Annotated in this window: 26 protein-coding genes and 1 riboswitch; of the genes, 11 read left to right on the forward strand and 15 right to left on the reverse strand. The window is 70.3% G+C overall.

Annotation, left to right across the window (positions count from 1 at the left end):
- Window positions 1-149: 149 nt before the first annotated feature.
- Window positions 150-545 (forward strand): hypothetical protein, encoded by a 396-nt coding sequence (locus EDD90_RS16900; protein WP_123973815.1) that lies wholly within the window; start codon window positions 150-152, stop codon window positions 543-545.
- A gap of 30 nt (window positions 546-575) precedes the next feature.
- On the opposite strand, the gene EDD90_RS16905 is transcribed toward EDD90_RS16900, so the two are convergent.
- The 3 genes from EDD90_RS16905 to EDD90_RS16915 all read right to left on the reverse strand — a co-directional run bounded on the left by EDD90_RS16905 (window position 576) and on the right by EDD90_RS16915 (window position 4002).
- Entirely contained in the window at window positions 576-1772 is a 1197-nt protein-coding gene (locus EDD90_RS16905) for an extracellular solute-binding protein (protein ID WP_123973816.1), read from the reverse strand.
- Window positions 1773-2066: 294 nt separating this feature from the next.
- A complete protein-coding gene (locus EDD90_RS57350; protein WP_260327900.1) occupies window positions 2067-2300 on the reverse strand; it encodes a histidine kinase dimerization/phospho-acceptor domain-containing protein in 234 nt (77 codons plus the stop codon).
- Window positions 2301-2562: 262 nt separating this feature from the next.
- Window positions 2563-4002, reverse strand: a complete 1440-nt coding sequence (locus EDD90_RS16915; protein WP_123973818.1) for a gamma-aminobutyraldehyde dehydrogenase — start codon at window positions 4000-4002, stop codon at window positions 2563-2565.
- Between the two features lie 164 nt (window positions 4003-4166).
- Here EDD90_RS16915 and EDD90_RS16920 point away from each other — a divergent pair, with 164 nt between their 5' ends.
- The 7 genes from EDD90_RS16920 to EDD90_RS16950 all read left to right on the forward strand — a co-directional run bounded on the left by EDD90_RS16920 (window position 4167) and on the right by EDD90_RS16950 (window position 10914).
- Entirely contained in the window at window positions 4167-4688 is a 522-nt protein-coding gene (locus EDD90_RS16920; protein ID WP_185149123.1) for an Lrp/AsnC family transcriptional regulator, read from the forward strand.
- A 2-nt stretch (window positions 4689-4690) separates the two neighbouring features.
- On the forward strand, window positions 4691-6055 hold the full coding sequence (locus tag EDD90_RS16925; protein WP_185149124.1) for an aspartate aminotransferase family protein: 1365 nt from the start codon (window positions 4691-4693) through the stop codon (window positions 6053-6055).
- 229 nt (window positions 6056-6284) lie between these two features.
- A complete protein-coding gene (locus tag EDD90_RS16930) occupies window positions 6285-7025 on the forward strand; it encodes an ABC transporter ATP-binding protein (protein ID WP_123973821.1) in 741 nt (246 codons plus the stop codon).
- A complete protein-coding gene (locus EDD90_RS16935) occupies window positions 7007-8386 on the forward strand; it encodes a hypothetical protein (RefSeq protein ID WP_123973822.1) in 1380 nt (459 codons plus the stop codon). The genes EDD90_RS16930 and EDD90_RS16935 overlap by 19 nt, the downstream gene beginning before the upstream one ends.
- 96 nt (window positions 8387-8482) lie before the next feature.
- Window positions 8483-8890: a VOC family protein gene (locus EDD90_RS16940; RefSeq protein ID WP_123973823.1), complete on the forward strand. Its 408-nt coding sequence runs from the start codon at window positions 8483-8485 to the stop codon at window positions 8888-8890.
- Between the two features lie 16 nt (window positions 8891-8906).
- Window positions 8907-10061 carry an LOG family protein gene (locus EDD90_RS16945; protein ID WP_123973824.1) on the forward strand — a complete coding sequence of 385 codons (1155 nt, stop codon included), beginning with the start codon at window positions 8907-8909 and terminating at the stop codon, window positions 10059-10061.
- Window positions 10062-10263: 202 nt separating this feature from the next.
- Window positions 10264-10914 carry an LAETG motif-containing sortase-dependent surface protein gene (locus EDD90_RS16950; RefSeq protein WP_260327901.1) on the forward strand — a complete coding sequence of 217 codons (651 nt, stop codon included), beginning with the start codon at window positions 10264-10266 and terminating at the stop codon, window positions 10912-10914.
- 112 nt (window positions 10915-11026) lie between these two features.
- On the opposite strand, the gene EDD90_RS16955 is transcribed toward EDD90_RS16950, so the two are convergent.
- The 4 genes from EDD90_RS16955 to rlmN form a co-directional block, all read right to left on the reverse strand.
- Window positions 11027-12049, reverse strand: coding sequence for an ABC transporter ATP-binding protein (locus tag EDD90_RS16955; RefSeq protein WP_123973826.1), 1023 nt, complete (start codon window positions 12047-12049; stop codon window positions 11027-11029).
- A complete protein-coding gene (locus EDD90_RS16960) occupies window positions 12049-13647 on the reverse strand; it encodes an iron ABC transporter permease (protein WP_123973827.1) in 1599 nt (532 codons plus the stop codon). The genes EDD90_RS16955 and EDD90_RS16960 overlap by 1 nt, the downstream gene beginning before the upstream one ends.
- Before the next feature lie 44 nt (window positions 13648-13691).
- Window positions 13692-14762, reverse strand: a complete 1071-nt coding sequence (locus tag EDD90_RS16965; protein WP_123973828.1) for a thiamine ABC transporter substrate binding subunit — start codon at window positions 14760-14762, stop codon at window positions 13692-13694.
- Between the two features lie 77 nt (window positions 14763-14839).
- A riboswitch (TPP riboswitch) is annotated at window positions 14840-14947 on the reverse strand.
- Between the two features lie 24 nt (window positions 14948-14971).
- Window positions 14972-16078 carry a 23S rRNA (adenine(2503)-C(2))-methyltransferase RlmN gene (rlmN, locus tag EDD90_RS16970; protein ID WP_123973829.1) on the reverse strand — a complete coding sequence of 369 codons (1107 nt, stop codon included), beginning with the start codon at window positions 16076-16078 and terminating at the stop codon, window positions 14972-14974.
- A 320-nt stretch (window positions 16079-16398) separates the two neighbouring features.
- Between rlmN and EDD90_RS16975 the strand changes: the two genes are divergently transcribed.
- Window positions 16399-17724: a cytochrome P450 gene (locus EDD90_RS16975; protein WP_260327902.1), complete on the forward strand. Its 1326-nt coding sequence runs from the start codon at window positions 16399-16401 to the stop codon at window positions 17722-17724.
- A gap of 38 nt (window positions 17725-17762) precedes the next feature.
- Here EDD90_RS16975 and EDD90_RS16980 read toward each other — a convergent pair whose 3' ends face one another.
- The gene (locus EDD90_RS16980; protein ID WP_123973830.1) at window positions 17763-18995 is read right to left on the reverse strand and encodes a cytochrome P450; all 1233 of its coding nucleotides are present in this window, start codon (window positions 18993-18995) and stop codon (window positions 17763-17765) included.
- Window positions 18996-19211: 216 nt separating this feature from the next.
- A complete protein-coding gene (locus EDD90_RS16985; RefSeq protein WP_123973831.1) occupies window positions 19212-20261 on the reverse strand; it encodes a phosphatidate cytidylyltransferase in 1050 nt (349 codons plus the stop codon).
- A 21-nt stretch (window positions 20262-20282) separates the two neighbouring features.
- Between EDD90_RS16985 and EDD90_RS59025 the strand changes: the two genes are divergently transcribed.
- Window positions 20283-20594, forward strand: a complete 312-nt coding sequence (locus EDD90_RS59025; protein WP_123973832.1) for a hypothetical protein — start codon at window positions 20283-20285, stop codon at window positions 20592-20594.
- An 8-nt stretch (window positions 20595-20602) separates the two neighbouring features.
- Here the strand turns inward: EDD90_RS59025 and frr are convergent, their stop codons facing one another.
- The 4 genes from frr to rpsB form a co-directional block, all read right to left on the reverse strand.
- On the reverse strand, window positions 20603-21160 hold the full coding sequence (gene frr, locus EDD90_RS16995) for a ribosome recycling factor (protein ID WP_123973833.1): 558 nt from the start codon (window positions 21158-21160) through the stop codon (window positions 20603-20605).
- Between the two features lie 147 nt (window positions 21161-21307).
- On the reverse strand, window positions 21308-22066 hold the full coding sequence (pyrH, locus tag EDD90_RS17000; protein WP_123973834.1) for a UMP kinase: 759 nt from the start codon (window positions 22064-22066) through the stop codon (window positions 21308-21310).
- Between the two features lie 207 nt (window positions 22067-22273).
- The gene (gene tsf / locus EDD90_RS17005; RefSeq protein ID WP_123973835.1) at window positions 22274-23110 is read right to left on the reverse strand and encodes a translation elongation factor Ts; all 837 of its coding nucleotides are present in this window, start codon (window positions 23108-23110) and stop codon (window positions 22274-22276) included.
- Window positions 23111-23242: 132 nt separating this feature from the next.
- A complete protein-coding gene (rpsB, locus tag EDD90_RS17010; protein WP_123973836.1) occupies window positions 23243-24160 on the reverse strand; it encodes a 30S ribosomal protein S2 in 918 nt (305 codons plus the stop codon).
- Window positions 24161-24431: 271 nt separating this feature from the next.
- Here rpsB and EDD90_RS17015 point away from each other — a divergent pair, with 271 nt between their 5' ends.
- The gene (locus tag EDD90_RS17015) at window positions 24432-24986 is read left to right on the forward strand and encodes a murein hydrolase activator EnvC (RefSeq protein WP_123973837.1); all 555 of its coding nucleotides are present in this window, start codon (window positions 24432-24434) and stop codon (window positions 24984-24986) included.
- A gap of 51 nt (window positions 24987-25037) precedes the next feature.
- Here EDD90_RS17015 and EDD90_RS17020 read toward each other — a convergent pair whose 3' ends face one another.
- Together EDD90_RS17020 and whiG are read right to left on the reverse strand one after the other, a co-directional pair.
- Window positions 25038-25595 carry a TetR/AcrR family transcriptional regulator gene (locus EDD90_RS17020; protein ID WP_123981326.1) on the reverse strand — a complete coding sequence of 186 codons (558 nt, stop codon included), beginning with the start codon at window positions 25593-25595 and terminating at the stop codon, window positions 25038-25040.
- Window positions 25596-25699: 104 nt separating this feature from the next.
- A complete protein-coding gene (gene whiG, locus EDD90_RS17025; protein WP_123973838.1) occupies window positions 25700-26542 on the reverse strand; it encodes an RNA polymerase sigma factor WhiG in 843 nt (280 codons plus the stop codon).
- Window positions 26543-26865: the final 323 nt, after the last annotated feature.

Raw genomic sequence — 26865 nt, forward strand, 5'->3', positions numbered from 1 at the left:
GGAGTCGGACTCTACGCGGCCTTCAGCGTCTTCATGGGCTTCTCCGGGGTCCAGGAAGACTGTTACGACGCGTTCAAGTGACCAGACGCCCGGGGGACCCCGTCATGGTCCCCCGGGCCGCCCCCCCACCTCATCCGATCGGAACCCTCATGCCCGCTTCAGTATGGAAGTCGGCCGGAATCGCAGCGCTTCTGGCCGCCATCGTCATCACGGCCACGTTCCTGGTCATGGCCTTCCGGGCGTCCCGGGCCCGAAAGCCCGGACGCGAACATCTCAAGTGGTCGTTCTCCGGCCCCGTGGTCGTCGCGTCCGTGCTCAGCGTGCTCATCGGCGCCTGGGTCACCGACCGGAGCCCGCGGTTCGACATGGACGAGTTCAGGACTCTGCTGGTCCCGCTCACCATGGGTCTGCCGGCGCACGCCCTGGTCCGGTCCCGGCTCGCCGACGACAAGGGAACCCGGTGGCCCACCCGCACCGTCCCGGCGGCCCTGACCCTGCTCGTCGGAACCCTCGTCGCCGGCGCGACGACGTACCTCGGCGCCTAGTCGCCCCGGTCGCACCGCGCGTCCCCGGACCTACAGCCCCACGATCTTGTTCCAGCGCTTCGCGAAGTCCACACGTTCGCTCGACGTGATGTCCCGGGCGATGGCGAGGCGCTTGCGCATCTCGGTGTTCGGGAAGATCAGCGGGTTGTCGGCGAGGGCCGCGGTGTCCTTGTCCTTGGAGGTGGCGAGGACCTGTTGGGCCGCCGGGACGGGGCAGACGTAGTTGACCCAGGCGGCCAGTTCGGCGGCGACCTCCGGCTCGTAGTAGTAGTCGATGAGCCGTTCCGCGTTGGCCTTGTGGGCGGCGCGGTCCGGGATCATCAGCGAGTCGGACCACAGCTCCGCGCCCTCCTCGGGGACGACGAAGCGGATGTCCGGGTTGTCGGCCTGGAGCTGGATGACGTCGCCGGAGTAGGCCTGGCAGGCCAGGACATCGCCGCTGACCAGGTCCTTCGTGTAGTCGTTGCCGGTGAAGCGGCGGATCTGGCCCCGGTCGACCTGATGCTGCACCTCGTCGCAGACTGCGTAGAAGTCGTAGGCCGTCCACTTGGTGATGTCCACGCCGTTGCCCTGCATCAGCAGCGCGAACGCCTCGTCGAGCCCGGAGAGCAGGGTCACCCGGCCCTTGAGGTCGCTCGCCCACAGGTCCTTGACGTGCCGGATCTCGCGGCCCAGCTTCCTGCGGTTGTACGCGATGCCGGTGATGCCCGACTGCCACGGCACCGTGTACAGACGGCCCGGGTCGAAGGCGGGCGAGCGGAGCTGCGGGTCCAGGTACTTCGCGACGTTCGGCTGGTGGGCCCGGTCCATCTTCTGGACCCAGCCCAGGCGCACGAACCGCGCGCACATCCAGTCGCTTATGACGATCAGGTCCCGGCCGGTGGACTGGTGGTTCATCAGCGCGGGGCTGATCTTGCCGAAGAACTCGTCGTTGTCGTTGATCTCCTCGATGTAGTCGACGGAGATCCCGGCGCGCTTCTCGAAGGCGTCGAGGGTGGGCCGCTTGTTCGGGTTGTCGTCGTCCACGTCGATGTACAGCGGCCAGTTCGCGAAGACCAGCCTGTGGTCCTTGGCGGACAGGTCGGTCACGCCGCGGTCGTCGGCCTCGACGTAGGCCGCGGGCACCCCGCAGCCCGCCAGGGCGCCCAGCGCGGCGGTGCCGCCGAGCGCGCGCAGCAGGGAGCGACGGGAGAGCGCGGGCGTCGTTCGAGAGGGATTCTGGGGCACCCATGAAGCATGCCGCCGATGCCGGTGATCGGACAATCGACGCTGCGTCGAGCCGCCCGACGTGGGCCGGACACCTTGTCAATGCCCCCGGTCAACGCGGAGTCACCTCTGCGATCACCGATGGCAGTGCCGGCTCGACGGTGAGTCCGCCGCCGGGGTGCGTGTGCGCCCGTACCCGGCCGTCGTGCGCCGCGGCCACGATGGACATCCCGGGCCCGAGGCCGTCCCGCTTCCCGGTCCGCTCCGCGCCCAGTCGCCGGAACGGCCGGAACAGCCCCGCCGCCCTCCGGAAGGTTATGGCCCCGCCAGATCCACCAACTCCCGCCGCTCAAGCCCCCGCTGACAGCGGGCCGACGTCAACAGCGCCTCGATCAGCCGCTCCTGCTCCTGTCCGGCCGCCCGCACCCGGACCAGTGCGGCGCGCAGTACGTCGGCGGAGGCGTCCGGGTCGGCAAGGGCGACATCGACGACGGCCTGCTGGAGGGTGAGCGGGGTGCGCAGTTCGTGGGAGGCGGGCCTGACCTTCACGACCGGCAAGGACCTGCCGCCGCTCCCGGCCAGGCCCGGGCCGGCCCGGCAGGGGAGAAGGGCCTGCGGACGTCCACGGGCACGGACGAGGGCCCGAGCCTGACGACTTCGGAGGCCTGACGGCAAAAGTGCTGCCCGGGGCGGCTTTCCAGCCCCGGGCAGCGCAACTCACCTAAGGGGCGCGAGGCCGTGTCGATTTGCGGCTCCGCCGCGTGGGCGCGACCAGCCCCCACACACCCGCAGCCGAAGTACGGCCTATGACCTACGCGTCCAGCGACGTCATCACGTGCTTGATCCGCGTGTAGTCGTCGAACCCGTACGCGGACAGGTCCTTGCCGTACCCGGACTTCTTGAACCCGCCGTGCGGCATCTCCGCGACCAGCGGAATGTGCGTGTTGATCCACACACACCCGAAGTCCAGCCGCTTGGACATCCGCATCGCACGCCCGTGGTCCTTCGTCCACACGGACGACGCCAGCGCGTACTCGACGCCGTTGGCCCACTCCACGGCCTGGTCCTCGTCGGAGAAGGACTGGACGGTGATGACGGGTCCGAAGACCTCGTTCTGGATGATCTCGTCGTCCTGCTTCAACCCGGAGACGACGGTGGGCGCGTAGAAGTAGCCCTTGTCGCCGACCCGCTGACCGCCGGCCTCGACCTTGGCGTGGGCGGGCAGCCGCTCGATGAAGCCGGAGACCTGCTTGAGCTGGTTGGGGTTGTTCAACGGCCCGTACAGCACGTCCTCGTCGTCCGGCTGGCCCGTCTTCGTCTCGGCCGCGGCCTTCGCGAGCGCGGCCACGAACTCGTCGTGGATGGACTCCTGGACGAGGACACGGGTGGCGGCCGTACAGTCCTGGCCGGCGTTGAAGAAGCCCGCGACGGAGATGTCCTCGACGGCCTTGGCGATGTCCGTGTCCTCGAAGACCACGACCGGCGCCTTGCCGCCCAGCTCCAGGTGGACGCGCTTGACGTCCTTGGACGCGGACTCGGCGACCTGGATGCCGGCGCGTACGGAGCCGGTGATGGAGGCCATCGCCGGGGTCGGGTGCTCGACCATCAGACGGCCGGTCTCGCGGTCGCCCGTGACGACGTTGAAGACACCCTTCGGCAGGATCCCGCCGAGGATCTCCGCGATCAGGACCGTCGAGGCCGGGGTCGTGTCGGACGGCTTCAGCACGACCGTGTTGCCCGCCGCGATCGCCGGGGCGAACTTCCACACGGCCATCATCATCGGGTAGTTCCACGGCGCGACCTGCGCGCAGACACCGACCGGCTCACGGCGGACGATCGAGGTCATCCCCTCCATGTACTCGCCGGCCGAGCGGCCCTCCAGCATCCGGGCCGCACCGGCGAAGAACCGGATCTGGTCCACCATCGGCGGGATCTCCTCGGAGCGGGTGAGCCCGGTCGGCTTGCCCGTGTTCTCCACCTCCGCCGCGATCAGTTCCTCGGCCCGCTCCTCGAACGCGTCGGCGATCTTCAGCAGGGCCTTCTGCCGCTCGGACGGGGTGGTGTCGCGCCAGCCCGGGAAGGCCGCGGCCGCGGCGGCCATCGCGGCGTCGACGTCCGCCTCACCGGACAGCGGCGCGGTCGCGTACGCCTCGCCGGTCGCGGGGTTGACCACCTCGGTGGTCCGTCCGTCGGCGGCGTCCCGGAACTCACCGTCGATGTAGTTGCGCAGGCGACGCAGCTCGGTGCTCACTGCCGGCCCTCCAAGTTCGGTGTCCATTCACTGAGACACCCACAGTAATCCGAGATCCCACGTTTTCAACACCCCCGCGCCCGCCGAGTCTGCGAAATCCGCAATCCTCGACACCGTAAACAACGAATTTCATCGCTATGGCCTTGCGGAACCGTCGAGACGTCGTGCACAGTGAGGTCGTGGCCAGTCGAAGCGCAGACCAGAGGGACTCGTCCCGCGAGTCCAGGAACGGCAACAGTCCCCAGCTGGACGCCGTCTCCCTCGCCATCATTCAGCAGCTCCAGGAGGACGGCCGTCGGCCGTACGCCGCGATCGGCAAGGCCGTCGGCCTGTCGGAGGCGGCCGTGCGCCAGCGCGTCCAGAAGCTGCTGGACCAGGGCGTCATGCAGATCGTCGCCGTCACGGACCCGCTCACCGTGGGCTTCCGCCGGCAGGCGATGGTCGGCATCAACGTCGAGGGCGATGTCGAGTCCATCGCGGACGCGCTGACCGGCATGTCGGAAGTCGAGTACGTGGTGATGACCGCGGGCTCGTTCGACATCCTCGCGGAGATCGTCTGCGAGGACGACGACCACCTGCTGGACGTCATCAACAAACGCATCCGGGCGCTGCCCGGCGTGCGCTCCACCGAAAGCTTCGTCTATCTGAAGCTGAAGAAGCAGACCTACATGTGGGGAACCCGATAACCGTGACCCAGAAGGACCTCAGCCGCACCGCGTACGACCACCTGTGGATGCACTTCACCCGCATGTCCTCGTACGAGAACTCGCCCGTCCCGACCATCGTCCGGGGCGAGGGCACGCACATCTACGACGACAAGGGCAAGCGCTACCTCGACGGTCTCGCCGGTCTGTTCGTGGTCCAGGCCGGTCACGGCCGCACGGAACTCGCCGAGACCGCCTTCAAGCAGGCCCAGGAGCTGGCGTTCTTCCCGGTGTGGTCGTACGCCCACCCGAAGGCCGTCGAGCTCGCGGAGCGGCTGGCCGACTACGCGCCGGGCGACCTGAACAAGGTCTTCTTCACCACCGGCGGCGGCGAGGCCGTCGAGACCGCCTGGAAGCTGGCCAAGCAGTACTTCAAGCTGCAGGGCAAGCCGACCAAGTACAAGGTCATCTCCCGCGCGGTCGCCTACCACGGCACCCCGCAGGGCGCCCTGTCCATCACCGGCCTGCCGGGCCTGAAGGCCCCCTTCGAGCCGCTGGTCCCCGGCGCGCACAAGGTGCCGAACACCAACATCTACCGCGCCCCTCTCTTCGGCGACGACCCGCAGGCCTTCGGCCGCTGGGCCGCCGACCAGATCGAGCAGGAGATCCTCTTCGAGGGCCCCGACACGGTCGCGGCCGTCTTCCTGGAGCCGGTGCAGAACGCGGGCGGCTGCTTCCCGCCCCCGCCCGGCTACTTCCAGCGGGTCCGCGAGATCTGCGACAAGTACGACGTGCTGCTCGTCTCCGACGAGGTCATCTGCGCCTTCGGCCGCCTGGGCACGATGTTCGCCTGTGACAAGTTCGGCTACGTCCCGGACATGATCACCTGTGCCAAGGGCATGACCTCGGGCTACTCCCCGATCGGCGCCTGCATCGTCTCCGACAGGATCGCCGAGCCGTTCTACAAGGGCGACAACACCTTCCTGCACGGCTACACCTTCGGCGGCCACCCGGTGTCGGCGGCGGTGGGTCTCGCCAACCTCGACCTGTTCGAGCGCGAGAACCTCAACCAGCACGTCCTCGACAACGAGGCGGCGTTCCTGTCCACCCTGCAGAAGCTGCACGACCTGCCGATCGTCGGCGACGTCCGCGGCAACGGCTTCTTCTACGGCATCGAGCTGGTCAAGGACAAGAACACCAAGGAGTCCTTCGACGCCGACGAGACCGAGCGCGTCCTGTACGGCTTCCTCTCCAAGGCCCTGTTCGAGAACGGCCTGTACTGCCGTGCCGACGACCGCGGCGACCCGGTCGTCCAGCTCGCCCCGCCGCTGATCTCCAACCAGGAGACCTTCGACGAGATCGAGCAGATCCTGCGCGCCACGCTGACGGAGGCCTGGACGAAGCTCTGAGCCTCGTACCTCTGAGTGCCTCCGAGTACCTCCGAGTACCTCTGATCAGCTGATCAACACCGGCCCCGGTGCCGTCCGTTCGAGTGAGAACGGCGGCCCGGGGCCGTGTGCTGTCCGGGCTCCGCCCGCCGACCTGCCTAGCGTGCACGTGACCGATCGGCCCACCTTTCGTTCCCCCGGACGAGGGATCGGGATGCGGGAAAACGGATCAGAACCGAGGTGTACGCCCATGGAGGCCCCGCCGGACAACGACGTGCTGTGGGCACGCTCCCTGCACTTCTGTCACCCGGACGGCTCGCCCGGTGTCGCCGGGGTCTCGCTCGGTGTGCGGGAGGGCGAGATCCTCGCCGTCGGCGGCCCGCGCGGCAGCGGCAAGACCACGCTGCTGAGGTGCCTCGCAGGTCTGGTCCCGGCGCAGCACGGCGAGGTCTGGTTCAACAGCACGGCCGTGCACCGGATGGGCCCGGTCGACCGGGAACGGCTGCGCCGCGACCGCTTCGGCTGGATCGACCCGGCCCCCGTGCTCGTCCCCGAGCTCAACGTCTGGGAGAACACCGCCCTCCCCCTCATGCTGCGGGGCGTCGGCCGCCGCCGGGCCAAGGTGGCCGCGCTGGAGTGGCTGGAACGTCTCGACGTCGGCGACAAGGCCCGCAGACGCCCGGTTGAACTCCGGCAGGCCGAACGCCAGCGCGTCGCCATCGCCCGGGCCATCGCCCCCTCCCCCACGGTCCTCTTCGCCGACGAGCCGACGGCCCCGCTGCACCGCGCCGAGCGCGCGCATGTGCTCCGCACCCTGACCACGGCGGCCCGCTCGCACGGGATCACGGTCGTTCTCGCCACGCACGACGCGGAGACGGCGGCCCTCGCCGACCGCAGGATCTCCCTCCTGGACGGCCGCCGGGTGAACACGGTCCACCTGCCGCCGGTGTCCGAAGCGGAAGGCCGGGCCGAGTGCTCGCTCTCCGTCTGATCCGCGTCGCCCACCCGGCCGTCCAGCTGCGCCGCCTCCTGGTGGCCACGGCGGCCGCCGGCTCGGGCTTCCTCCTGCTGTCCGCCCTCGGCTACGCGATGGCTCACCCGCAGAACTCGGCGGGCGCACTCCTGCGGCTGTCCTGGTGCGCGATCCCGCTCGCCGCCACCGTGCACCTCGCGGTCGCCGTGGCCCGCACCGACCCCGGCACCAAGCCCCGCCCCGGCCTCTCCGCCCTGGGCCTGGGCCCGTCCCGCCTGATGGCCGTCGCCGCGCTGCACACCGCCCTCGCCTGCACCCTGGGCTCCGTGCTGGCCCTCCTGGTCTTCCTGCACCTGCGGGGCGACCTGAACGGCATGCCCTTCGACGGCGCGGCGAAGGACTTCCTGGCGGCGGACCAGCCCCTGCCCCTGCCGGCGGCCCTGACCCTGCTGGGGGTGCTCCCGGTCGTCGCGTCCACGGCGGTGGCGCTGGCCCTCCGCCCACCGGACCTGCTCCACCCCGAGGGCCACCGCCGCTCCTACGGCCGTTTCGGCGCGTACGGCACGACGGCGAGGCGGGAGACCTTCGGCACGTACGGCCGCTTCGGAGCCCGGCTGTTCCGGCAGCCGTCCGAGCCCCCCACACTCCCCACGGGCATCCGCCCCGCGGACACCCCGCAGCCGGTGGCGACGGCGGACGGCGACAGCCAGGCACCCCCGGACCAGGTACCCGCCCCCTCTTCACCCCCCGCACCTCCCGAACCTCCCGCATCCCCCACAGGGCTCCCCTGGGGCGTCGCCGTCCTGGCCGCGGGCCTCGCCGTGGAGTCGTACGCCAGCGTCACCGAAACCACCCCCCGCACGGCCCTGCCCGGCGGCCTCGCCGTGGGCGCCGTCGGCGTCCTGGCCGGCTGGGCCCTCACCGCCCTCGGTCTGGTCCTCGCCGCCCCCGGCCTCACCCACCTCTGCGGCCGTCTCCTGCAGACGGCCCGCCCCGGTGCCCTCCGTCTCCTCGCCGGCCGTGTCCTGATGGCGGAGGCCACCCGCATCGGCCGCCCCCTCGGCGTCGTGTGCGTGGTCGCGTCCGCGGCCTTCGCGACCACCACGCTCTCCGACTACGACGGCAGCGCACCGGCCTTCGGCCCGCTCACCGCCCTCGGCGGCCTCGTGGTCGCCGGCTGCACCGTCGCCACCCTCCTCACCGCCGCCGTGGAGGCCCGCCAGTCCCGCGCGGACACCACCGAGGCCCTGCTCCGCATGGGCGCCCCGGCCGCGGCGCTGCGCAGCGCCGCGGCCCTGCGCACCGGCGCCCTGCTGGCGTTCTTCGTCCCCTTCACCCTGCTGATCGCGGACCTCGCCGCACTGCCGCTCGCCCGCTGAAAAGCCGTACGAAAAAAAATCCGGACCCAGCGATGACTTCCGCCGCGTCCCCCGGTCTGTCCCCCCGAACGGCACGACACCCGAGGGAGAGACCCCATGTACCAGCAGATGATCTTCGTGAACCTGGCCACCGACGACGTCGCCGCGTCCCGGAAGTTCTTCACCGAGCTCGGTTACTCGATCAACCCGCAGTTCAGCAACGACGACTGCTCCTGTGTCGTGATCAGCGACACGATCATCGCGATGCTGCTGAGCAAGCAGCGCTACGCCGACTTCACCAAGAAGGAGATCGCCGACTCCACGAAGACCAGCGAGGTGCTGATCTGTCTGAGCGCGGAGAGCCGCGAAAAGGTCGACGAACTGGTGGAGAAGGCGGTCGCGGCCGGCGGCACCGCGAACGACGACGTCCAGGACCAGGGCTTCATGTACGGCCGCTCCTTCGAGGACCTCGACGGCCACTCCTGGGAGGTCGTGTGGATGGACCCGGCGGCGGTGCAGGGCTGACACCTAGAGTGGGCGGGTGCATCCGACACCCGCCCAGCCGCATCCCGCCCAGCCGCGGTCCGCGCAGCCCAACCGTGCCGCCCGCGACCGTGAGATCGAGTCCCTCGCCGAGTTCGACGAGGTCGTCGCCGCGCAGGGCACGCTCGCCCAGTACCGTGTCCAGGCGGTCGACCTGACGGACCGTACGGACGTCCTGCTCACCACCGACACCACGGGCGCGGTCTTCCTCGGCTGCCCGATGTCGGCCGAGGCCGCCGCCCGGGTCGGCGCCACGGGCGCCCTGGTGTTCCCGCCCGTGCCGGACCTCCCCTTCGACCCGTACCGCGCCTTCGCCTACACCCCCGCCGAGTTGTTCGACTCGCTCGGCGAGGGCTATGAGGCGACCCCGGACGCCCGCTCGTACGCCTGGTTCCAGCAGACGAAGGCGGACGGCGACATATTCGCGTCGATGCTCCGCTCGATCCACGACGACGCGGTCTCCGACGCGCTGGACGAAATCCTCGCCGGGGCCCGGGTGGTGGGTGTGATGGGCGGCCACGCGATGGCGCGCGGCACGGAGGAGTACGCCGGTGCCGCCCGGCTCGGCCGGGACCTCGCGCGGGCCGGCTTCACGGTGGCGACCGGCGGCGGCCCGGGCGCGATGGAGGCGGCGAACCTCGGCGCGTACGCTGCGCCCTTCGACGACGGCATGCTGGAGGAGGCGTGCCGGCTCCTCGCCAAGGCCCCGTCGTTCCGGCCGTCGGTCACCGACTGGGCGCGGGCCGCCTTCGAGGTCCGCGAACGCTGGCCGGACGGGGGTCGCTCGGTCGGCATCCCCACCTGGTTCTACGGCCATGAGCCGCCGAACGCCTTCGCCGCGCACATCGCGAAGTACTTCGCCAACGCCACCCGCGAGGACGGTCTGCTGGCCCGTTCGAACGCCGGTGTGGTGTTCCTGCCGGGCGCGGCCGGGACCGTACAGGAGATCTTCGACAACGCGACTCCCAACTACTACGAGTCGCGGGGCGAACCGACCCCGATGGTGCTCGTGAACCGGGCGCACTGGACCGAACGGCTACCGGCCTGGCCACTGTTGACCTCGCTCGCTCGGGAACGGTCGATGGCATCCCGTATCGCCCTGGTTGACCGGATCGACCAGGCTTCCGCGGCGGTGAAACGTCTCAGCGCTTAACAAGCGGGTAAAGTCAACGCCCGTGGACCGCATATGCATTGACACTACTTATGGAGCGCTTATAGACCTGTGAGCCTCCTGGGGATTCCGATGCCTCGCCTCACCGTTGCATCAACTCCCGCCAAAGCCCCCCGCAGTTATGCACTCAGTAAGGACAAACGTGTCCATATCCCGCCGTAGTGCACGTCGTTCCGTGCGCATCATGGGTGTCGCCGCCGCTTCGGCCGCGCTGTCGCTGGGCCTCTCCAGCACCGCGTTCGCGTGCAACATCAAGGAGTTCTCCGCCGAAGCCACCTGCGACGGCTCCAAGGGTGTCATCACCGTCACCGACAAGGACGCCTCCCGTACTCCGGCCACGATCACCGTCTTCCTGGAGAACAACGGCTCCGACGCCAAGCAGGTCGGCGACGCGACGCCCATCAAGGGGTCCAAGGAAGGCACCTCGGTCACCTTCTCCGAGAAATGGCAGCCGAACGCGGAGTACCGCATCCGCGTCAAGACCGACAACGGTCAGGTGGACGCTGACATCTCGCCCAGCCTGACCACCCCGTCCACCGCCTGCAAGGCCGACGAGAGCTCCAGCCCGACGCCGTCGGCCACGCCGTCGCCCTCCGAGTCCACCCCGGCCGAGTCCGGCTCCCCGACCCCGTCGGCCTCGGAGAGCAGCAGCACCGCCCCGGCGGCCACGCCGAGCAACGCCCCGTCCCCGGCGGTCGGTGAGTCGAACCTCGCCGAGACCGGTGCCAACTCCAACACCGGGCTGATCGCCGGTGTCGCGGGCGCGCTGGTCGTGGTCGGTGGCGGTGCCGTGTGGTTCGGCATGCGCCGCCGCGGAGCGCACAGCGGCAGCTGACGCGCTACCCCAGCACTTCCCCCGTACGTCGTCGAGGCCCGTCCCCGTATCCCCGGGGGACGGGCCTCGGTCGTATGCGCGCACGCGCGAATGCGTGCATGGGCGCATACGGTCAGTCCAGTACGACCGTCTCCGCCGCGTCGAACTCGACGCCCACCGTGTCCCCGGCCTCCGGCGCCTCGCGCAGCGCGCAGGCCGCCGCCAGCCGCGGGCCGTCCTGGGGCTGGAGGTGGACGGTGACATGGGTGCCCTGGAAGGTACGGGCGGTCACCGTGCAGGGCAGCCCCGCGTCGGCCGCCACAAGGCGAACCCCGGCGGGCCGGACCAGCAGCGTGCGCTGCCCCTGGGGCGCGTTCCGGGCCACCGGCAGCTTCCCCCACGGCGTCACCGCGACCGATCCCTCGACGGTCGCCGGGACCACGTTGTCGAAGCCGAGGAAGCGGGCCACGAACTCGTCGGCGGGCCGCTGCCAGACATCGAGCGGCGTGCCGGACTGGGCGATCCGCCCGTCCCGCATCACCACCACCCGGTCGGCCAGCGCGAACGCCTCACCCTGGTCGTGCGTCACGGCGAGCACGGTCGTACCCAACCGCCCGAACAGCTCGCGCAGTTCGACCACCAGCCGCTCCCGCAGCGAGCGGTCGAGCTGTCCCAGCGGTTCGTCGAGCATCAGCAGCCGGGGCCGGGGCGCCAGCGCCCGCGCGAGCGCCACCCGCTGCTGTTCACCACCGGAGAGCCCGGCGACGGCCCGCCGCGCGGCGCCCGGAAGCCCGACCAGCTCCAGCAACTCGCTTACCCGCTGGGCCTGTTGCCCCTTGCCCTCGCCTCGCATCCGGATCCCGAAGGCCACGTTCCCGCCCACGTCCCGCTGCGGGAACAGCTGGTGGTCCTGGAACATCAGCCCGACCCCCCGCTGATGCGCCGGCACCCGCGCCTGGTCGTGCCCGTCGAGCGACACCTGTCCGGAGTCGAGCGGTTGCAGCCCCGCCACCACCCTGAGCAGGGTGGACTTGCCGCTCCCGCTGGGCCCGAGCACACACACCACCTCGTGCTCGGCGACTTCGAGATCGACGGCGTCGAGCACGGCCCGGCCGCCGAACCGCACCGTGGCCCGCTCCAGTTCGAGAAGTGGCATCAGAACTCCCCCGTCCGGTCCGTCCGCAGCCGCTCCAGGACCAGCAGCGCCACCGCACACACCACCATCAGAATCGTGGAAAGGGCCATCGCCTGGCCGTAGTTGAGATCACCGGGGCGACTGAGCAGCCGGGCCACGGCGACCGGCAGGGTCGGATTGTCCGGCCGCGCGATGAAGACCGTCGCCCCGAACTCCCCCAGCGACACCGCGAACGCGAAACCCGCCGCGATCAGCAGCGCCCGCCGCACCATGGGCAGATCGACCTCCCGCCACACCCGCCAGGGCGAGGCGCCGAGCACGGCCGCCGCCTCCCGCAGCCGTTCGTCCACGGCCCGCAGCACGGGCAGCATGGTCCGCACGACGAACGGGACCCCGACCAGCGCCTGCGCGAGCGGCACGAGGATCCAGGACTGCCGCAGATCCAGCGGCGGCTTGTCGAGCGCGATCAGGAACCCGAAGCCGACGGTCACCGCGGACACCCCGAGCGGCAGCATCAGCAGCGCGTCGAAGCCCCGTACCAGCCGTCCCGCGTCCCGCCGGGCCAGCGCGGCGGCGGCGAGCCCGCCGATCACCAGCGCGACGGCGGTGGCCACGACCGCGTACTGCAGCGAGTTGACGACCGACTCGATCGGCGCGACCAGGAAGGTCCCGCCGTCGGCGTCGCCCAGCGCCCGGTAGTACCCGAACCCCCCGTCGAGTGACCGCCGTACCAGCACGGCCGGCGGCAGCACCAGGAGTACGGCGACGGTGGCGAGGACCCCGCCGAGCAGCGCCCACTGCCCGGCCCCGCGCGGCCGGCGTGCGGTCGTCTCCGGGGCGACGAGCCTGAGCGCGCTCTCCCGGCGCCGTACCGTCCACGCGTGCACGACGAGGATCGCGCCCACCGCGACGAACTGCACGATGGTGAGGACGGCGGCCGTCGTGAGGTCGAAGATCTCGGAGGTCTGCCGGTAGATCTCCACTTCGAGGGTGGAGAAGGTGGGGCCGCCGAGGATCTGCACCACGCCGAAGGAGGTGAAGGTGAACAGGAAGACCATCAGCGCGGCGGCGGCCACCGCGGGCGCGAGCGCGGGCAGGGTCACCTTCCGCCAGGCGCCCAGCGGGGAGGCGCCGAGCATCCGGGCGGCCTCCTCCTGCCGCGGGTCCAGCTGGGACCAGAGCCCGCCCACGGTCCGTACGACGACCGCGTAGTTGAAGAAGACATGCGCGAGCAGGATGGCCCAGACGGTGGTGTCGAGTCGTACGCCCCACAGTTCGTCCAGCAGTCCGCCCCGCCCGACGAGCGCGAGGAAGGCGGTCCCGACCACGACCGTCGGCAGCACGAACGGCACCGTGACCACCGCCCGCAGCACGTTCTTGCCCGGGAAGTCGAGGCGGGCGAAGACATAGGCGGCGGGCAGCGCGACCAGCAGGGTGAGCGCGGTGGAGGCGAGCGCCTGCCAGGTGGTGAACCACAGGACGTGCCGGATGTCGGACTGACCGACGACGTCGGCGATCCGCCCGAGCCGCCACCGCCCGTCGGCCTTCAGTCCGCGCGCGACGATCGCCGCGACGGGCCAGGCGAAGAAGACGGCGAAGAACGCGACGGGCACGGCCATCAGACCGAGCCGCGCCGCGTTCCCCGAACGGCGCTTGCGGGGGGCTACTTCAGTACGAGTGACGTCCACGTCTTGACCCACTGGTCACGGTTGGCGGCGATCTTCTCCGGCGCCATGGTCTCGGGGTCCTTGGCGGCGGGACCGTACTTCGTGAACTCGGCGGGCACGCTCGCTCCCTGGACCACCGGGTAGACGAACATGTTCAGCGGCATGTCCTCCTGGAACTCCTTGGAGACCAGGAAGTCGATGAGCGCCTTGCCGCCCTTGGTGTTCTTCGCGTTGCTCAGCAGTCCGGCGAACTCGATCTGCCGGAAGCAGGTGCCGGTCGCGACGCCGGTGGGCGCGGTGCTGGGCTTCGGGTCGCCGTAGATCACCTCGGCGGGCGGGGACGAGGCGTACGACACGACCAGCGGCCGGTCGCCCTTGGCCTTCTTGCCGCCGGCCGAGCCGGAGAACTCCTCGTTGTAGGCCTGCTCCCAGCCGTCGACGACCTTGACGCCGTTGGCCGTGAGCTTCTTCCAGTAGTCCTGCCACCCGTTGTCGCCGTACTGGGCGGCGGAGCCGAGCAGGAAGCCGAGCCCCGGCGAGGAGGTGGACGCGTTCTCGGTGACGAGGAGGTTCTTGTACTGCGGCTTGACCAGGTCGGCGTAGGAGGTGGGCGGGGTCAGCTTGTGCTCGCTGAAGTACGCCTTGTCGTAGTTGACGCAGATGTCGCCGTAGTCGATGGGCGTGACCCGGTGCTTGGCCGCGTCGAGCTGGTACGACATGCCGACCTGGTCGAGGCCCTTGGCCTGGTACGGCTGGAAGAGCCCGTTGTCGAGGGCCCGGGACAGCAGGGTGTTGTCGACGCCGAAGAAGACATCGCCCTGCGGGTTGTCCTTGGTCAGGATCGCCTTGTTGACGGCCTGTCCGGCGTCGCCGTCCTTGAGGACCCGCACCTTGTAGCCGGACTGCTTCTCGAAGTCCTGGAGCACGTTCTTGGAGACGGCCCATGAGTCATGACTGACCAGGGTGATGGTCTTCGAGTCCGCCTGGGCGCCGTTGGACGACCCGCACGCGGACAGCGTGACAAGACCGAGCCCGACGGCCGCGGCCACGAAGGTCTTGGTGTGCACTGGTGTTTTTCCTCCTGGAGTTGACCAGGAAGAGACGCGGCCCTGCCCAGTGAGGCTCACTGGGCAGGGCGCAACAGCTTGAGTGGTGACCGAACTTCCTACCCAGAATGACCTGGGCGAGGTTCAGAGGGTCTGCGGCCCGATTGCCGCACTCTCAGCGCTGTGGCGCTCCCCTGTCGGAATATGAAGATATGGGTACGGCCCTCAGATTACCTCTCGGTGGCCGCGAGCTGACCACAGGCGCCGTCGATCTCCTGGCCACGGGTGTCCCGGACGGTGACGGGCACCCCGTGCGCCGCGATCGCCTCGACGAACGCCTTCTCGTCCTCGGGCCGCGACGCGGTCCACTTCGAACCCGGAGTCGGGTTCAGCGGGATGAGGTTGACGTGCACGGGCTTGCCCCGGAGCAGACGGCCCAGCCGGTCGCCGCGCCACGCCTGGTCGTTGATGTCCCGGATGAGGGCGTACTCGATGGACAGCCGGCGGCCGCTCTTCTCGACGTACTCGAACCCGGCATCGAGGACCTCGCGCACCTTCCACCGGGTGTTGACCGGCACGAGGGTGTCGCGGAGCTCGTCGTCGGGGGCGTGCAGGGAGATCGCGAGCCGGCACTTGAGGCCCTCGTCGGCGAGCCGGTGGATGGCCGGGACCAGTCCGACGGTCGAGACGGTGATCCCGCGCTGCGAGAGCCCCAGTCCGTCGGGCGCCGGGTCGGTCAGCGCCCGGATGGCGGTGACGACCCGCTTGTAGTTGGCGAGCGGCTCACCCATGCCCATGAAGACGATGTTGGAGAGCCGGGCGGGACCGCCGGGCACGTCGCCGTCCCTGAGCGCGCGCATCCCGTCCACGATCTGATGGACGATCTCGGCGGTGGACAGATTCCGGTCCAGCCCCGCCTGCCCGGTCGCGCAGAACGGGCAGTTCATCCCGCACCCGGCCTGCGAGCTGATGCACATGGTCACCCGGTCCGGGTAGCGCATCAGCACCGACTCGACGAGCGTGCCGTCGAACAGCCGCCACAGCGTCTTGCGGGTGGTCCCCTCGTCCGTCGACAGATGCCGTACGACGGTCATCAGCTCCGGGAACAGCGCCTCGCGCAGCTTGTCCCGGGAGCCGGCCGGGATGTCCGTCCACTGCTCGGGTTCGTGCGCGTACCGCGCGAAGTAGTGCTGCGAGAGCTGCTTGGCGCGGAACGGCTTCTCCCCGATCTCGGCCACCGCGTCCTTGCGCTCGGCGGGCGTGAGGTCGGCGAGATGCCGCGGCGGCTTCTTGGCTCCGCGCGGGGCGACGAAAGTGAGTTCTCCTGGCTTAGGCATGGCTGTACCAGTGTCTCAGATCCAGTCGGGACCCCGGCCTGGCAATTATGGGCAAATATGACGTATGCGTCACATGTGGCAATATGGAATGTGTGGCATCTGGTGCTGAAGACAGGCGAGAGGAGAGCATCATGATCGCCAAGCTGCTCGGCAAACTGTCCTTCACCCGCCACTACGGTGCGTACGGGGAACACGAGTGGGACGGATACGCCGGCGACGACTCGGCCTGACCACACCGCCGGCGGGCACCTCCGGGCGCCCGCCGGTTCCCAGCCACACTGCCGACGACATCGGGTGGGACAGCCACCAGGAACGATCTCATGGGCCCAATGCAACAGCCGCCGCGGTTGCCCGGAGGCAGCTTCGCGGCCTGGAGTCATGACCGGCTGGCGGTGGCGCGCCGCGGTGCCGAAGAGTGCGGGGACATCTGGCAGCTGGAGCCGGGGGTCTATGTGGCCGCCTCGGCCGGGCCGTGCGAGGACGTCCTGCGCCGCGCGCGGGATTTCCCCAAGGCATCCGCACCTCTTTTCCCGCCGTTGAAGCCGTCGAGCACGGCACCGACGTCCGAGGAGCGTGCGCACGCCCACGCCGCCCGTATGCGCGGACTGCGCTCGCAGGCGGTCGCGGCCCGGATCGGCGAGATCGCGCCCGGGGCCGCCCGATTCGCCGACCAGTGGCCCACGGACCAGGACGTCGAGGTTCTGCCACTCGTACGGCACGCCCTGGCGGAGATCGGCCTGCGCTACCTCTTCTCCGAAGACGCTCCGGCCCTGCTGCCCTTCGCCGCGCGGCTCTTCCTGGCCCGGGAGGTGCTCGCCAGCCCCTCGCGCTGGGTGTGGCCACGCTGGGTCCCCACACCGGCACGGCGGTACCGCACCCGGCAGCAGGTCGCCTTCACCGACGCGCTGCGGCCCGTCATCCGCCGGCGCCGTTCCCCGGGCCCGCTCGGTGACGACGTGCTGGGACAGATGCTCCAGCCCTCCCCCCACTACGGCCTGCTGCCGGAGGAGGCCGCCCTCGACACTCTCCCCGGAATCACCGTCGCCACCTTCGAAGCACCCTCCCGGGCAGCCGGATGGATCCTGCTCCACCTGGCCCGGTACCCCCAGGCAGCGGACCGCGTCGCGGCCGAAGCCGCCCTGCTGCCCGCGGACCCGGCCGCGACGACGAGCGAACACCTCGAAAGCCTGCGGTACACCCAGGCACTGGTGCGCGAGGTGCTCCGACTGCACCCGCCGAGCTGGCTGCTGACCCGGCAGGCCAGGCACCGGACCCAGGTCGCCGGCTACACCATCGACGCCGGGTCCACCGTTCTCGTCTGCCCCTACACCGCCCACCGCGACGCGCGGGAACACCCCGAGCCGGACCGGTTCCGGCCCGAGCGCTGGCTCGATGAAGCGGACTCGCCGGCGACGACCGGGGCCTTCCTCTCCTTCGGTACCGGGCCGCACGGCTGCGAGGGGGCCGCCCTGGCCACTGCGATGCTGACGCTCCTGACCGCGCAGACCGCCCGCCGCCACCAGTTGAGCGAGCCGCCCGGACCGGAGCCCAGCCACCAGGTCACCACCTTCGTCGGTCTCGCGACCGCCGGCCTGCGGCTGCGTGCCACCTTGCGTGAGAACGCCGTTCCGTACCCGCTGGGATGACCGGCTCCTGGTCGGCGCATCCTGCCCGCCCTCCTCCGTCACCAGGTCACAGGCAGGGTGCGCGGTCCGCGGATCAGGCCCTGGCGCTGGAACTCGACCTCCTCGGGGGGTACGGCCAGACGGATGCCGGGGAAGCGGGCGAGGACCGAGCCGATCATGATCTCGGCCTCCATACGCGCCATGATCGCGGCCATGCAGTGGTGGGGGCCGTGCCCGAAGGCCAGATGGGGGCCGTTCGAGCGGTCGAAGTCCAGGGTGTCGGGGTCGGGGAAGACCGCGGGGTCGCGGTTGGCGGCGACATACGCGCTGTAGACGACCTCGCCGGCCCGGATCAGCTGGCCGCCGACCTCCACGTCCTCGACGGCGACGCGCGGGATGCCGACGCCGTTGCGGTGCGGGACGTAGCGGAAGAGTTCGTCCACGGCCTTGGGCAGCAGCTCCGGCTCGCGGCGCAGCCGGTCCAGGTGGCCGGGCCGGGTGAGCAGCGCGTACATCATCGAGCCGCTGTTGTTGCGGACCGCGTGCCCACCGCTGACCTGGATGGAGGTGGCCAGGGAGATCGCCTCGTCGTCGGTGATCTCACCCTCGGCCGCGGCCAGCGCCAGCACACCGGCGAGGTCGTCGCGGGGTTCCTCGCGGCGGCTCCGGAGCAGCTCGGCGAGCCGGGCCCGGGTGGCCCGCGCGGCCTGCCTGGCACGGTCCTCGGCGTCGGCGCCCGCGGACAGCAGGGCCTCGCCGGTCGCCGCCCAGCGGTGCCAGTCCTTCTCGTCGACGCCGAGGAAGTCACGGACCACCGCGATCGGGAAGGGGCCGTGCAGATGCTCCATCAGATCGGCCGGCGGCCCCGCGTCCTCCATCACGTCCAGGAGTTCGGCGGCCCTGCGTTCGGCCATCGGCCGCAGCCGCTGCATGGCCCTGCCGGTGAAGGCGCGGGCGACGACCCGGCGCAGCCGGTTGTGCCCGGGCGGGTCGATGTACTGCAGGCCCGCCGTCTGCGAGGCCACGGGCACCGGCCGCATGCTGGTGATGTCACGGCCGGCGACGGCTTCCCGGGAGAAGCGGGGGTCGGAGGTGACGAAGCGGACGTCCTCGTACCGGGTGACCAGCCAGGCGTGCCCCTCGCCGTGCCCGAGCCTGATCCGTGCGACCGGCTCCTCGCGGAGCAGCTCGTCCAGGAACGGGTCGGGGTCGAGCGCGGGCAGGTCGTCGACGGGCCAGAACCGCACCGGCGGAGGAGGCGGGGTGGCGGCCTGGGCCGGGTCGAGGGGCATGGGCACACTCCCTGCACGCACGTCGGAGGACGGAGCATCCTCACAGGGAGTCTGCCTCCCGCCGGTGTGCCCGTGCGATTTCTGCTGCGGCATCCGGGGCCGAGATGCCGACGAGCCCCCGCCCTGTGGAGGACGGGGGCTCGCCTACGACAGCTCTTGTACGGCGGTCAGGTTCTTGTACGTCAGCTGTTCTTGTACGTCAGCTGTTCTTGTACGTCAGCTGCTGCCGACGAACAACACCATCAGCAGCCACACCACCGGAGCCGTCGGGAGCAGGGAGTCCAGCCGGTCCATGATGCCGCCATGGCCCGGCAGGAGCGTGCCCATGTCCTTGATGCCCAGGTCCCGCTTGATCATGGACTCGCCGAGGTCGCCGAGCGTGGCGCTGGCCGCGACCACGAGGCCCAGCAGCAGGCCCTGCCACCAGGTGCCGTCGTCGATCAGGAACTGCATGCACAGCGCGCCCGCGACCATGGCGAACAGCACCGCACCGACCAGGCCCTCGCGGGTCTTGCCGGGGCTGATGCGCGGGGCGAGCTTGTGGGTGCCGAAGCGCCAGCCGACCGCGTAGGCGCCGGTGTCGCTGACCACCGTGAGGAGCAGGAAGGTCATGACCCGGAAGGCGCCGTCGTCGGCGGTGAGCATCATCGCGACGAACGTCGCCAGGAACGGGACGTAGAAGGCCGCGAAGAGGCCCGCCGTGACGTCCTTGAGATAGCCCTCCGGCGGTTCGGTCATCCGCCAGACCAGGACCGCCAGCCCGGTGAAGGCCAGTGCGACCCAGGCGCCCTCGGCTCCACGGGCATAACCGGCGACCACCATCGCCGCGCCGCCCAGCGCCAGCGGGACGAGCGGCGCCTTGATGCCCTTGCGCTCCTGGAGCCTGCTGGTGAGCTCCCACAGGCCCACCACCACCGCGACCGCCACCACGCCGACGAAGACGGCCTTGACGACGAACAGGGACGCCACGATCACGACACCCAGTCCGACGCCGACCCCTATGGCCGCACCCAGGTCGCGACCCGCGCTTTTCTTCTGCGGCGCGGGCGCCGGCTGTGGGGCGTCGGGCATGGGCTCCGGATTCTGCGGCGCCGCCGCGTGAGGCAGGGGCTGCGCCGACGAGGTGTCGTTGCGGAACGTGCCGTCGCGGAACGTCCCGTCGCGGAACGTCCCGTCGCGGAACAAGGGGCCGCTCAGCCGAGCGGCCCCCCGGTCGTCGTCCTGGTCTCCGCCGTACTCGGATACGTCGTCGGGCACGATGGGCATGGGGCGAGTCTGCTGCGCGTCATGCGCATCGTACGCGGGACCCGCCGGGGCGGCTCCCTGGACGTGCCCCTGACCGTAGCCATGGGCATGGCCGTGGTCGTAACCCTGACCGGGACCGTGTCCATGGCCCTGGACCTGGCTCTGGCCGTACCCCTGACCGGGCACGTACCCGTGGCCGGGGACCTGCCCCTGGCCCTGGTCGTACCCCTGACCGGGGTCGTACCCCCGGCCGGTGCCCTGATCGGTCGGCCCCCAGTACCCGGCCGGTGCGTCGGCCTGCCCGGCCTGCGGTCCCGCCTGCGGCCCGGCGTGTGGCGGCGCTCCCCAGGATGAGTCGTTCATCAGACTTCGAGAAGCTCCGCTTCCTTGTGCTTGAGGAGCTCGTCCACCTGCGCGACGTACTTCGCGGTGAGGTCGTCGAGCTCCTTCTCGGCGCGACGGCCCTCGTCCTCGCCGACCTCGCCGTCCTTGATCAGCTTGTCGATCGCGTCCTTGGCCTTGCGGCGGACGGAACGGATGGAGACCCGGGAGTCCTCCGCCTTGCCCTTGGCGACCTTGATGTAGTCGCGGCGGCGCTCCTCGGTGAGCTCGGGGAACACCACACGGATGATGTTGCCGTCGTTGCTCGGGTTGACGCCCAGGTCCGAGTCGCGGATGGCCTGCTCGATGTTGCGCAGGGCCGTCTTGTCGAACGGGGTCACGACCGCCATGCGCGGTTCCGGCACGGAGAACGAGGCCAGCTGGTTGATCGGCGTCGGCGCGCCGTAGTAGTCGGCCACGATCTTGTTGAACATCGCCGGGTGCGCACGGCCGGTGCGGATCGCGGCGAAGTCCTCCTTGGCGACCACGACGGCCTTCTCCATCTTCTCCTCGGCCTCGAGGAGGGTCTCTTCGATCACCACTTGCTCCTGCGTGTCTTGAGTAAGGCCCGGCTGCGGTTCCGTTGGCGGGGCGGCGGCCGGCTGCGTCGCGTCTTCTTTCCTGAACGGTTCCCGACCGGCAGGACATTGTCCATCCCCCGGTCAGGGTGCGTCAGGCGTTGTCGGTCAGGCCCGGCTGCCCTGGTCACCCACCAGCGTGCCGATCTTCTCACCCTTGACGGCGCGCGCGATATTGCCCTCCGCCAGCAGCTCGAACACGAGGATCGGCAGCTTGTTGTCGCGGCAGAGGGTGATCGCGGTGGCGTCGGCGACCTTGAGCTCGCGGGTGATGACCTCGCCGTAGCCGAGGGAGTCGAACTTGACGGCGTCGGGGTTGGTCTTGGGGTCGGAGTCGTAGACCCCGTCCACGCCGTTCTTGCCCATGAGCAGCGCCTCGGCGTCGATCTCCAGGGCGCGCTGGGCGGCGGTGGTGTCGGTGGAGAAGTACGGCATGCCCATACCGGCGCCGAAGATGACCACGCGGCCCTTCTCCAGGTGGCGCACGGCGCGCAGCGGGATGTACGGCTCGGCGACCTGCCCCATGGTGATCGCGGTCTGCACCCGGCTGTCGATGCCCTCCTTCTCCAGGAAGTCCTGGAGGGCGAGGCAGTTCATCACGGTGCCGAGCATGCCCATGTAGTCGGACCGGGCCCGGTCCATGCCGCGCTGCTGGAGTTCGGCGCCGCGGAAGAAGTTGCCGCCGCCGATGACGACGGCGACCTGCGCGCCGTCCCGCACGACGGCCGCGATCTCGCGGGCGATCTTGTGCACCACGTCGGGGTCCACGCCCAGGCCGCCGCCACCGGAGAAGGCCTCTCCGGACAGCTTCAGCAGAAACCGGCCGTGTACTTTGCCGTCGTCGCTCTTCTGGGCTTTGGTGGTCATGGAGATCCCGCCTCTTTCACGTGGTGCACATACGAAGAAGGCCATTGCCGGTGGGGTCGCTTTTCGCTGCCCATGCGCGGCAATGGCCTCCTCGTCAGATCTGCCGCCGTCCGTCACGCCCTGGGTGTGGCGGTGCGTACGGACGACTGCTGTCGGCCGACCCTATCGGGATTTCCCCGCGGGTCGCGCGTCGATCGCGGTACGGACTCAGATGCCGACCTTGATGCGCGCGAAGCGCTTCAGGGTGACACCGGCCTCGTCCAGGACCTTCTGGACCGACTTCTTGTTGTCGATGGCGTACGGCTGGCCGAGCAGCGTGGCGTCCTTGAAGAAGCCGTTGAGACGACCCTCGACGATCTTGGCGATCGCGGCCTCGGGCTTGCCCTCGGCGCGGGTGGTCTCCTCGGCGACGCGGCGCTCGGACTCGACGACGTCGGCCGGCACGTCCTCCTTGGCGAGGTACTTCGGCGCGAAGGCGGCGATGTGCTGGGCGACGCCCTTGGCGACCTCGGCGTTCGGCTTGTCCAGCTCGACGAGGACACCGATCTGCGGGGGCAGGTCGGGCATCGTGCGGTGCATGTACGCGGTCACGAAGCCGTCGGAGAACTGCGCGAAGCGGTCCAGGACGATCTTCTCGCCGAGGTTGGCGTTGGCCTCGTCCACGAACGCCTGGACGGTCTTGCCGGGCTCGATCTCGGAGGCGAGCAGGGCCTCCAGGTCGGCCGGGGAGGTCTTGGCGACGTGCTCGGCGATGGTGTTGGCGACGGCCTGGAACTTGTCACCCTTGGCGACGAAGTCCGTCTCGCACTTCAGCTCGACGATGACGCCGGAGGAGTTGTCGTCGGCGATGATCGAGACCACGGCGCCGTTCTCGGCGGAGCGGCCCTCGCGCTTGGCGACGCCCTTCTGGCCCTTGATGCGGAGCGCCTCGACAGCCTTGTCGACATCGCCCTCGGCCTCGTCCAGGGCCTTCTTGCAGTCCATCATGCCGGCGCCGGTGAGCTCGCGGAGCTTCTTGACGTCAGCGGCGGTGTAGTTCGCCATGAGTCGTAAGTCTTTCTCGAAGTCGGGAGATCTGCCCGATCCACGATCTACACGTAGATGTAGAGCGCGAATCTATGGGTGAACGGCGGGGGCGTTCGGGATGTCGCCGCCCCCGCCGTCAACGCTGACGGGTCAGGCCTGCTCGGCGTCCGCGGCCGGAGCCTCGGCGGGGGCCTCAGCCGGGGCCTCGGCAGCAACCTCGGCGGGCGCCTCAGCAGCGACCTCGGCGGGCGCCTCGACAGCGGCCTCGGCGGGCTTCTCCGCCTCGTCGGCCTTCTTCTCGCCCTCGAGCAGGTCACGCTCCCACTCGGCGAGCGGCTCGCCGGCGGCCTTCTCGCCCTTGTCGCCGGTGGCGACGCGCGAGCGGCTGATGAGGCCCTCGGCGACGGCGTCGGCGATCACGCGGGTGAGCAGGGTGACGGAGCGGATCGCGTCGTCGTTGCCCGGGATCTTGTAGTCGACCTCGTCAGGGTCGCAGTTGGTGTCGAGGATCGCGACGACCGGAATGTTGAGCTTCCGGGCCTCACCAACGGCGATGTGCTCCTTCTTGGTGTCCACGATCCAGACGGCGCTGGGCACCTTCTGCATCTCGCGGATACCGCCGAGGGTCTTCTCCAGCTTGGCCTTCTCGCGCGAGAGCACGAGAAGCTCCTTCTTGGTCAGACCGGACGCGGCGACGTCCTCGAAGTCGATCTGCTCGAGCTCCTTGAGGCGCTGCAGACGCTTGTAGACGGTCGAGAAGTTGGTGAGCATGCCGCCCAGCCAGCGCTGGTTGACGAAGGGCATGCCGACGCGGGTGGCCTGCTCGGCGATGGCCTCCTGCGCCTGCTTCTTCGTGCCGACGAACATGACCGTGCCGCCGTGGGCGACGGTCTCCTTGACGAACTCGTAGGCGCGGTCGATGTACGACAGCGACTGGAGCAGGTCGATGATGTAGATGCCGTTGCGCTCGGTGAAGATGAAGCGCTTCATCTTCGGGTTCCAGCGACGGGTCTGGTGACCGAAGTGGACGCCGCTCTCCAGCAGCTCCCGCATCGTGACGACGGCCATGGCCATCTCCTTGAATTTCTCGGTTGTGCCGCGGGTACCGGACGGCTCCCGCGCCTGACGCCCGGGTGCGCTGTGCCGCAAAGGACCGAGAAGCGCTGACTCAGACCGTGTTACCGGCCTGATGTCGGGGCGTGCGAAGTCGACCCGGTGACCCGGATCGCCAAAGGAAGTGTACGGGACCCGCGGGGTACCGGGTGACGCCACGGTCCACAACCAGGGAGTAATCCACAGGTACCGGCCATGATCCGCGTGGATGGGGGACGGTTCCGTCATGCGACGAGCGATGCGGTGGGTGTGGGCGGCGGCGGTGTTGCCGCTGGTCCTGGCGGCGACGGCGGCATGGGCGGACGATCCTCCGTCGCCACCGGTACCGGCGATCGGCCGTGCCTGGCCGGTGGGGGTACGGCCGGCGGTGCTGCGCGGCTGGGAACCGCCGGCGACGGTGTACGGCCCCGGGCACCGGGGAGTCGACGTGGCCGCGTCCGCGGGCGAGCCGGTGCGGGCGGTGGCGGCGGGCCGGGTCTCCTATGCGGGCCGGGTGGCGGGGCGGGGCGTGGTGTCAGTGGCACTGGCGGGCACGGATCTCCGTACGACGTACGAGCCGGTGACGGCGACGGTACGGAAGGGGGACGAGGTGGCGGCGGGGGAGGTGGTGGGGACGGTGGAGCCGGGGGGTGCGCATTGCGGTGGGCGGGCGTGTGTGCACTGGGGGCTGCTGCGAGGGGACGTGTATGTGAACCCGTTGCTGCTGTTGCCGCCGTGGTTGCTGAACGGGGGTCCGTCGAGACTGCTGCCGGTGCTGGGGGTGCCGCTGCCGGAGGAGTGATTACGGCCGTTCGCGCGGCTGCGGGCGGGGAAGCGAAACCCCCCGCCGACCTCAGCCCTGCACGCCCCGTAGGGCCATGGCCACGGCCGCGTCCGTGATCACCGTCGGGTCCTCCGCCGCGCCCAGTTCGATGCGGCGCACCGCCGCGTCCACGACGCCCTGCACCAGCATCGCCGCCAGCCGGGGCTGCGCATGCCCCAGCTCCCCGAGCGCTTCCACGATCATCGCGACCAGCCCGCCGTGCGCGGCCCGGATCTTCTCCCGGGCCCCCTGGTCCAGCTCGCTCGCCGAGATCGCGACCACCGCCCGGTGCCGCCGGTCCCCGACCAGGGACAGCTGCCGGCGCACATACGCCTCGACCTTGCCCTCGGCGGAATCCGCCCGCTCCATCGCCGCCTCGACCTCCGCCGCCCACACGGGGAAGTCGGCCTCGCACAGTTCCTCGACCACCGCGGCCCGGGAACGGAAGTACTCGTAGACGGACGACCTGGCCAGCCCCGTCCGCTCGGCGAGCGCCGGGAACGTCAGCGCCTCCGTCCCGCCCTCGGACAGAAGGGACCGCGCCGCGTCCAGCAGGGCGGCTCGCTGCATCGACCGGTGCTCGGCCACGGAGGCCGCTCGAATCCTTGGCACCCGTCCACTCTACGGACGTGCCGCGCCCGACGGGAGACAGCGCGACCGGGACGCGGCCCACTGCGGCCGGCCCCGGGTCCTCAGCGGCCGAAACTCGCCAGCTTCGCCCGCAGCTGCAGCACGGACTTGGTGTGGATCTGACTGACCCGGCTCTCGGTGACGCCGAGTACGTTCCCGATCTCGGCGAGGGTGAGTCCCTCGTAGTAGTAGAGGGTCACCACGGTCTTCTCCCGATCGGGCAGCGTGTTGATGGCCCGCGCGAGGAACCGCCGCAGCTCGCGGTCCTCGGCCACCTCCACGGGGTTGTCCGCGGCGGTGTCCTCCAGCGTGTCCATGACGCTGAGGCCGTCCCCGCCCTCGCCCCCGACGTGCAGCAGCTCCTCCAGCGCCACCACGTTGGCCAGCGACAACTGGCTGAACACGGCGTGGAGTTCATCGACCTCGATGCCCAGTTCGGTGGCCACCTCACCCTCGGAGGGCGTCCGCCGCAGCCGCGCCTCCAGCGTGGCGTACGCCCGCTCCACGTTGCGCGCCTTCTGCCGAACGGAGCGCGGGATCCAGTCCAGCGCCCTCAGCTCGTCGATCATCGCGCCCCGGATCCGGGTGATCGCGTACGTCTCGAACTTGATCTCCCGGTCGACGTCGAACTTCTCGATCGCGTCGATGAGCCCGAACACCCCGGAGGAGACGAAGTCGGCCTGCTCCACATTGGGCGGAAGGCCGACGCTGACCCGTCCCGCCACGTACTTGACCAGCGGTGAGTAGTGCAGGATCAGCTGTTCCCGCAGCCGGTCGTCCCCCGTCGCCTTGTACGACCGCCACAGCTCGTCGAGCGTCGAGGGAGCGGGCGGCCGCACGCTGCCACCGTCGCGGGCGGCTTGGGGGATCGCCGCCCGGTCGGACCCGGAGGTGTGCTGGGGCATTCGTCGCCTTGTGCCGTTCTGCCGTGAAGTGCCAGGAAGTGCCGTGATGTGCCGTGGAGCGAGGTGAGCGGGGCGGGGTGGGGTGGACTGGGTGAGGAGTGGGCGAAGGGAGCCGGATGGGCGAGGTGTCGGTCTGATGTCGGTTGGCGTGGTCTGCGTCGGGCTTTTGTGAGCGTAGCGTGACTACGGAGTCGCGGTGTGCGAACAACGAGGCTCCACCCCTGCGCGAACCCCCTGTACGGCGCGTCCGACCGCGCTCGGCGCGTCGCTCTGCGTGACCGGGGGGAGGTGTCAACTCCGGGAATTCCCAAGGGCGTCGGGGG

Origin of the sequence: Streptomyces sp. Ag109_O5-1 (genome assembly GCF_003814875.1) — a bacterium.
Lineage (GTDB): Bacteria > Actinomycetota > Actinomycetes > Streptomycetales > Streptomycetaceae > Streptomyces > Streptomyces sasae.

Bases quoted from the DNA above. Each gene is read 5' to 3' on its own strand.
- EDD90_RS16900 (WP_123973815.1), top strand. From the start codon at position 150: ATGCCCGCTTCAGTATGGAAGTCGGCCGGAATCGCAGCGCTTCTGGCC.
- EDD90_RS16930 (WP_123973821.1), top strand. From the start codon at position 6,285: ATGGAGGCCCCGCCGGACAACGACGTGCTGTGGGCACGCTCCCTGCAC.
- EDD90_RS16940 (WP_123973823.1), top strand. From the start codon at position 8,483: ATGTACCAGCAGATGATCTTCGTGAACCTGGCCACCGACGACGTCGCC.
- EDD90_RS16950 (WP_260327901.1), top strand. From the start codon at position 10,264: ATGGGTGTCGCCGCCGCTTCGGCCGCGCTGTCGCTGGGCCTCTCCAGC.
- EDD90_RS16955 (WP_123973826.1), bottom strand. From the start codon at position 12,049: ATGCCACTTCTCGAACTGGAGCGGGCCACGGTGCGGTTCGGCGGCCGG.
- EDD90_RS16960 (WP_123973827.1), bottom strand. From the start codon at position 13,647: ATGGCCGTGCCCGTCGCGTTCTTCGCCGTCTTCTTCGCCTGGCCCGTC.
- rlmN (WP_123973829.1), bottom strand. From the start codon at position 16,078: ATGCCTAAGCCAGGAGAACTCACTTTCGTCGCCCCGCGCGGAGCCAAG.
- EDD90_RS16975 (WP_260327902.1), top strand. From the start codon at position 16,399: ATGGGCCCAATGCAACAGCCGCCGCGGTTGCCCGGAGGCAGCTTCGCG.
- EDD90_RS16980 (WP_123973830.1), bottom strand. From the start codon at position 18,995: ATGCCCCTCGACCCGGCCCAGGCCGCCACCCCGCCTCCTCCGCCGGTG.
- EDD90_RS16985 (WP_123973831.1), bottom strand. From the start codon at position 20,261: ATGCCCATCGTGCCCGACGACGTATCCGAGTACGGCGGAGACCAGGAC.
- EDD90_RS59025 (WP_123973832.1), top strand. From the start codon at position 20,283: ATGCGCATCGTACGCGGGACCCGCCGGGGCGGCTCCCTGGACGTGCCC.
- pyrH (WP_123973834.1), bottom strand. From the start codon at position 22,066: ATGACCACCAAAGCCCAGAAGAGCGACGACGGCAAAGTACACGGCCGG.
- tsf (WP_123973835.1), bottom strand. From the start codon at position 23,110: ATGGCGAACTACACCGCCGCTGACGTCAAGAAGCTCCGCGAGCTCACC.
- rpsB (WP_123973836.1), bottom strand. From the start codon at position 24,160: ATGGCCGTCGTCACGATGCGGGAGCTGCTGGAGAGCGGCGTCCACTTC.
- EDD90_RS17015 (WP_123973837.1), top strand. From the start codon at position 24,432: ATGCGACGAGCGATGCGGTGGGTGTGGGCGGCGGCGGTGTTGCCGCTG.
- whiG (WP_123973838.1), bottom strand. From the start codon at position 26,542: ATGCCCCAGCACACCTCCGGGTCCGACCGGGCGGCGATCCCCCAAGCC.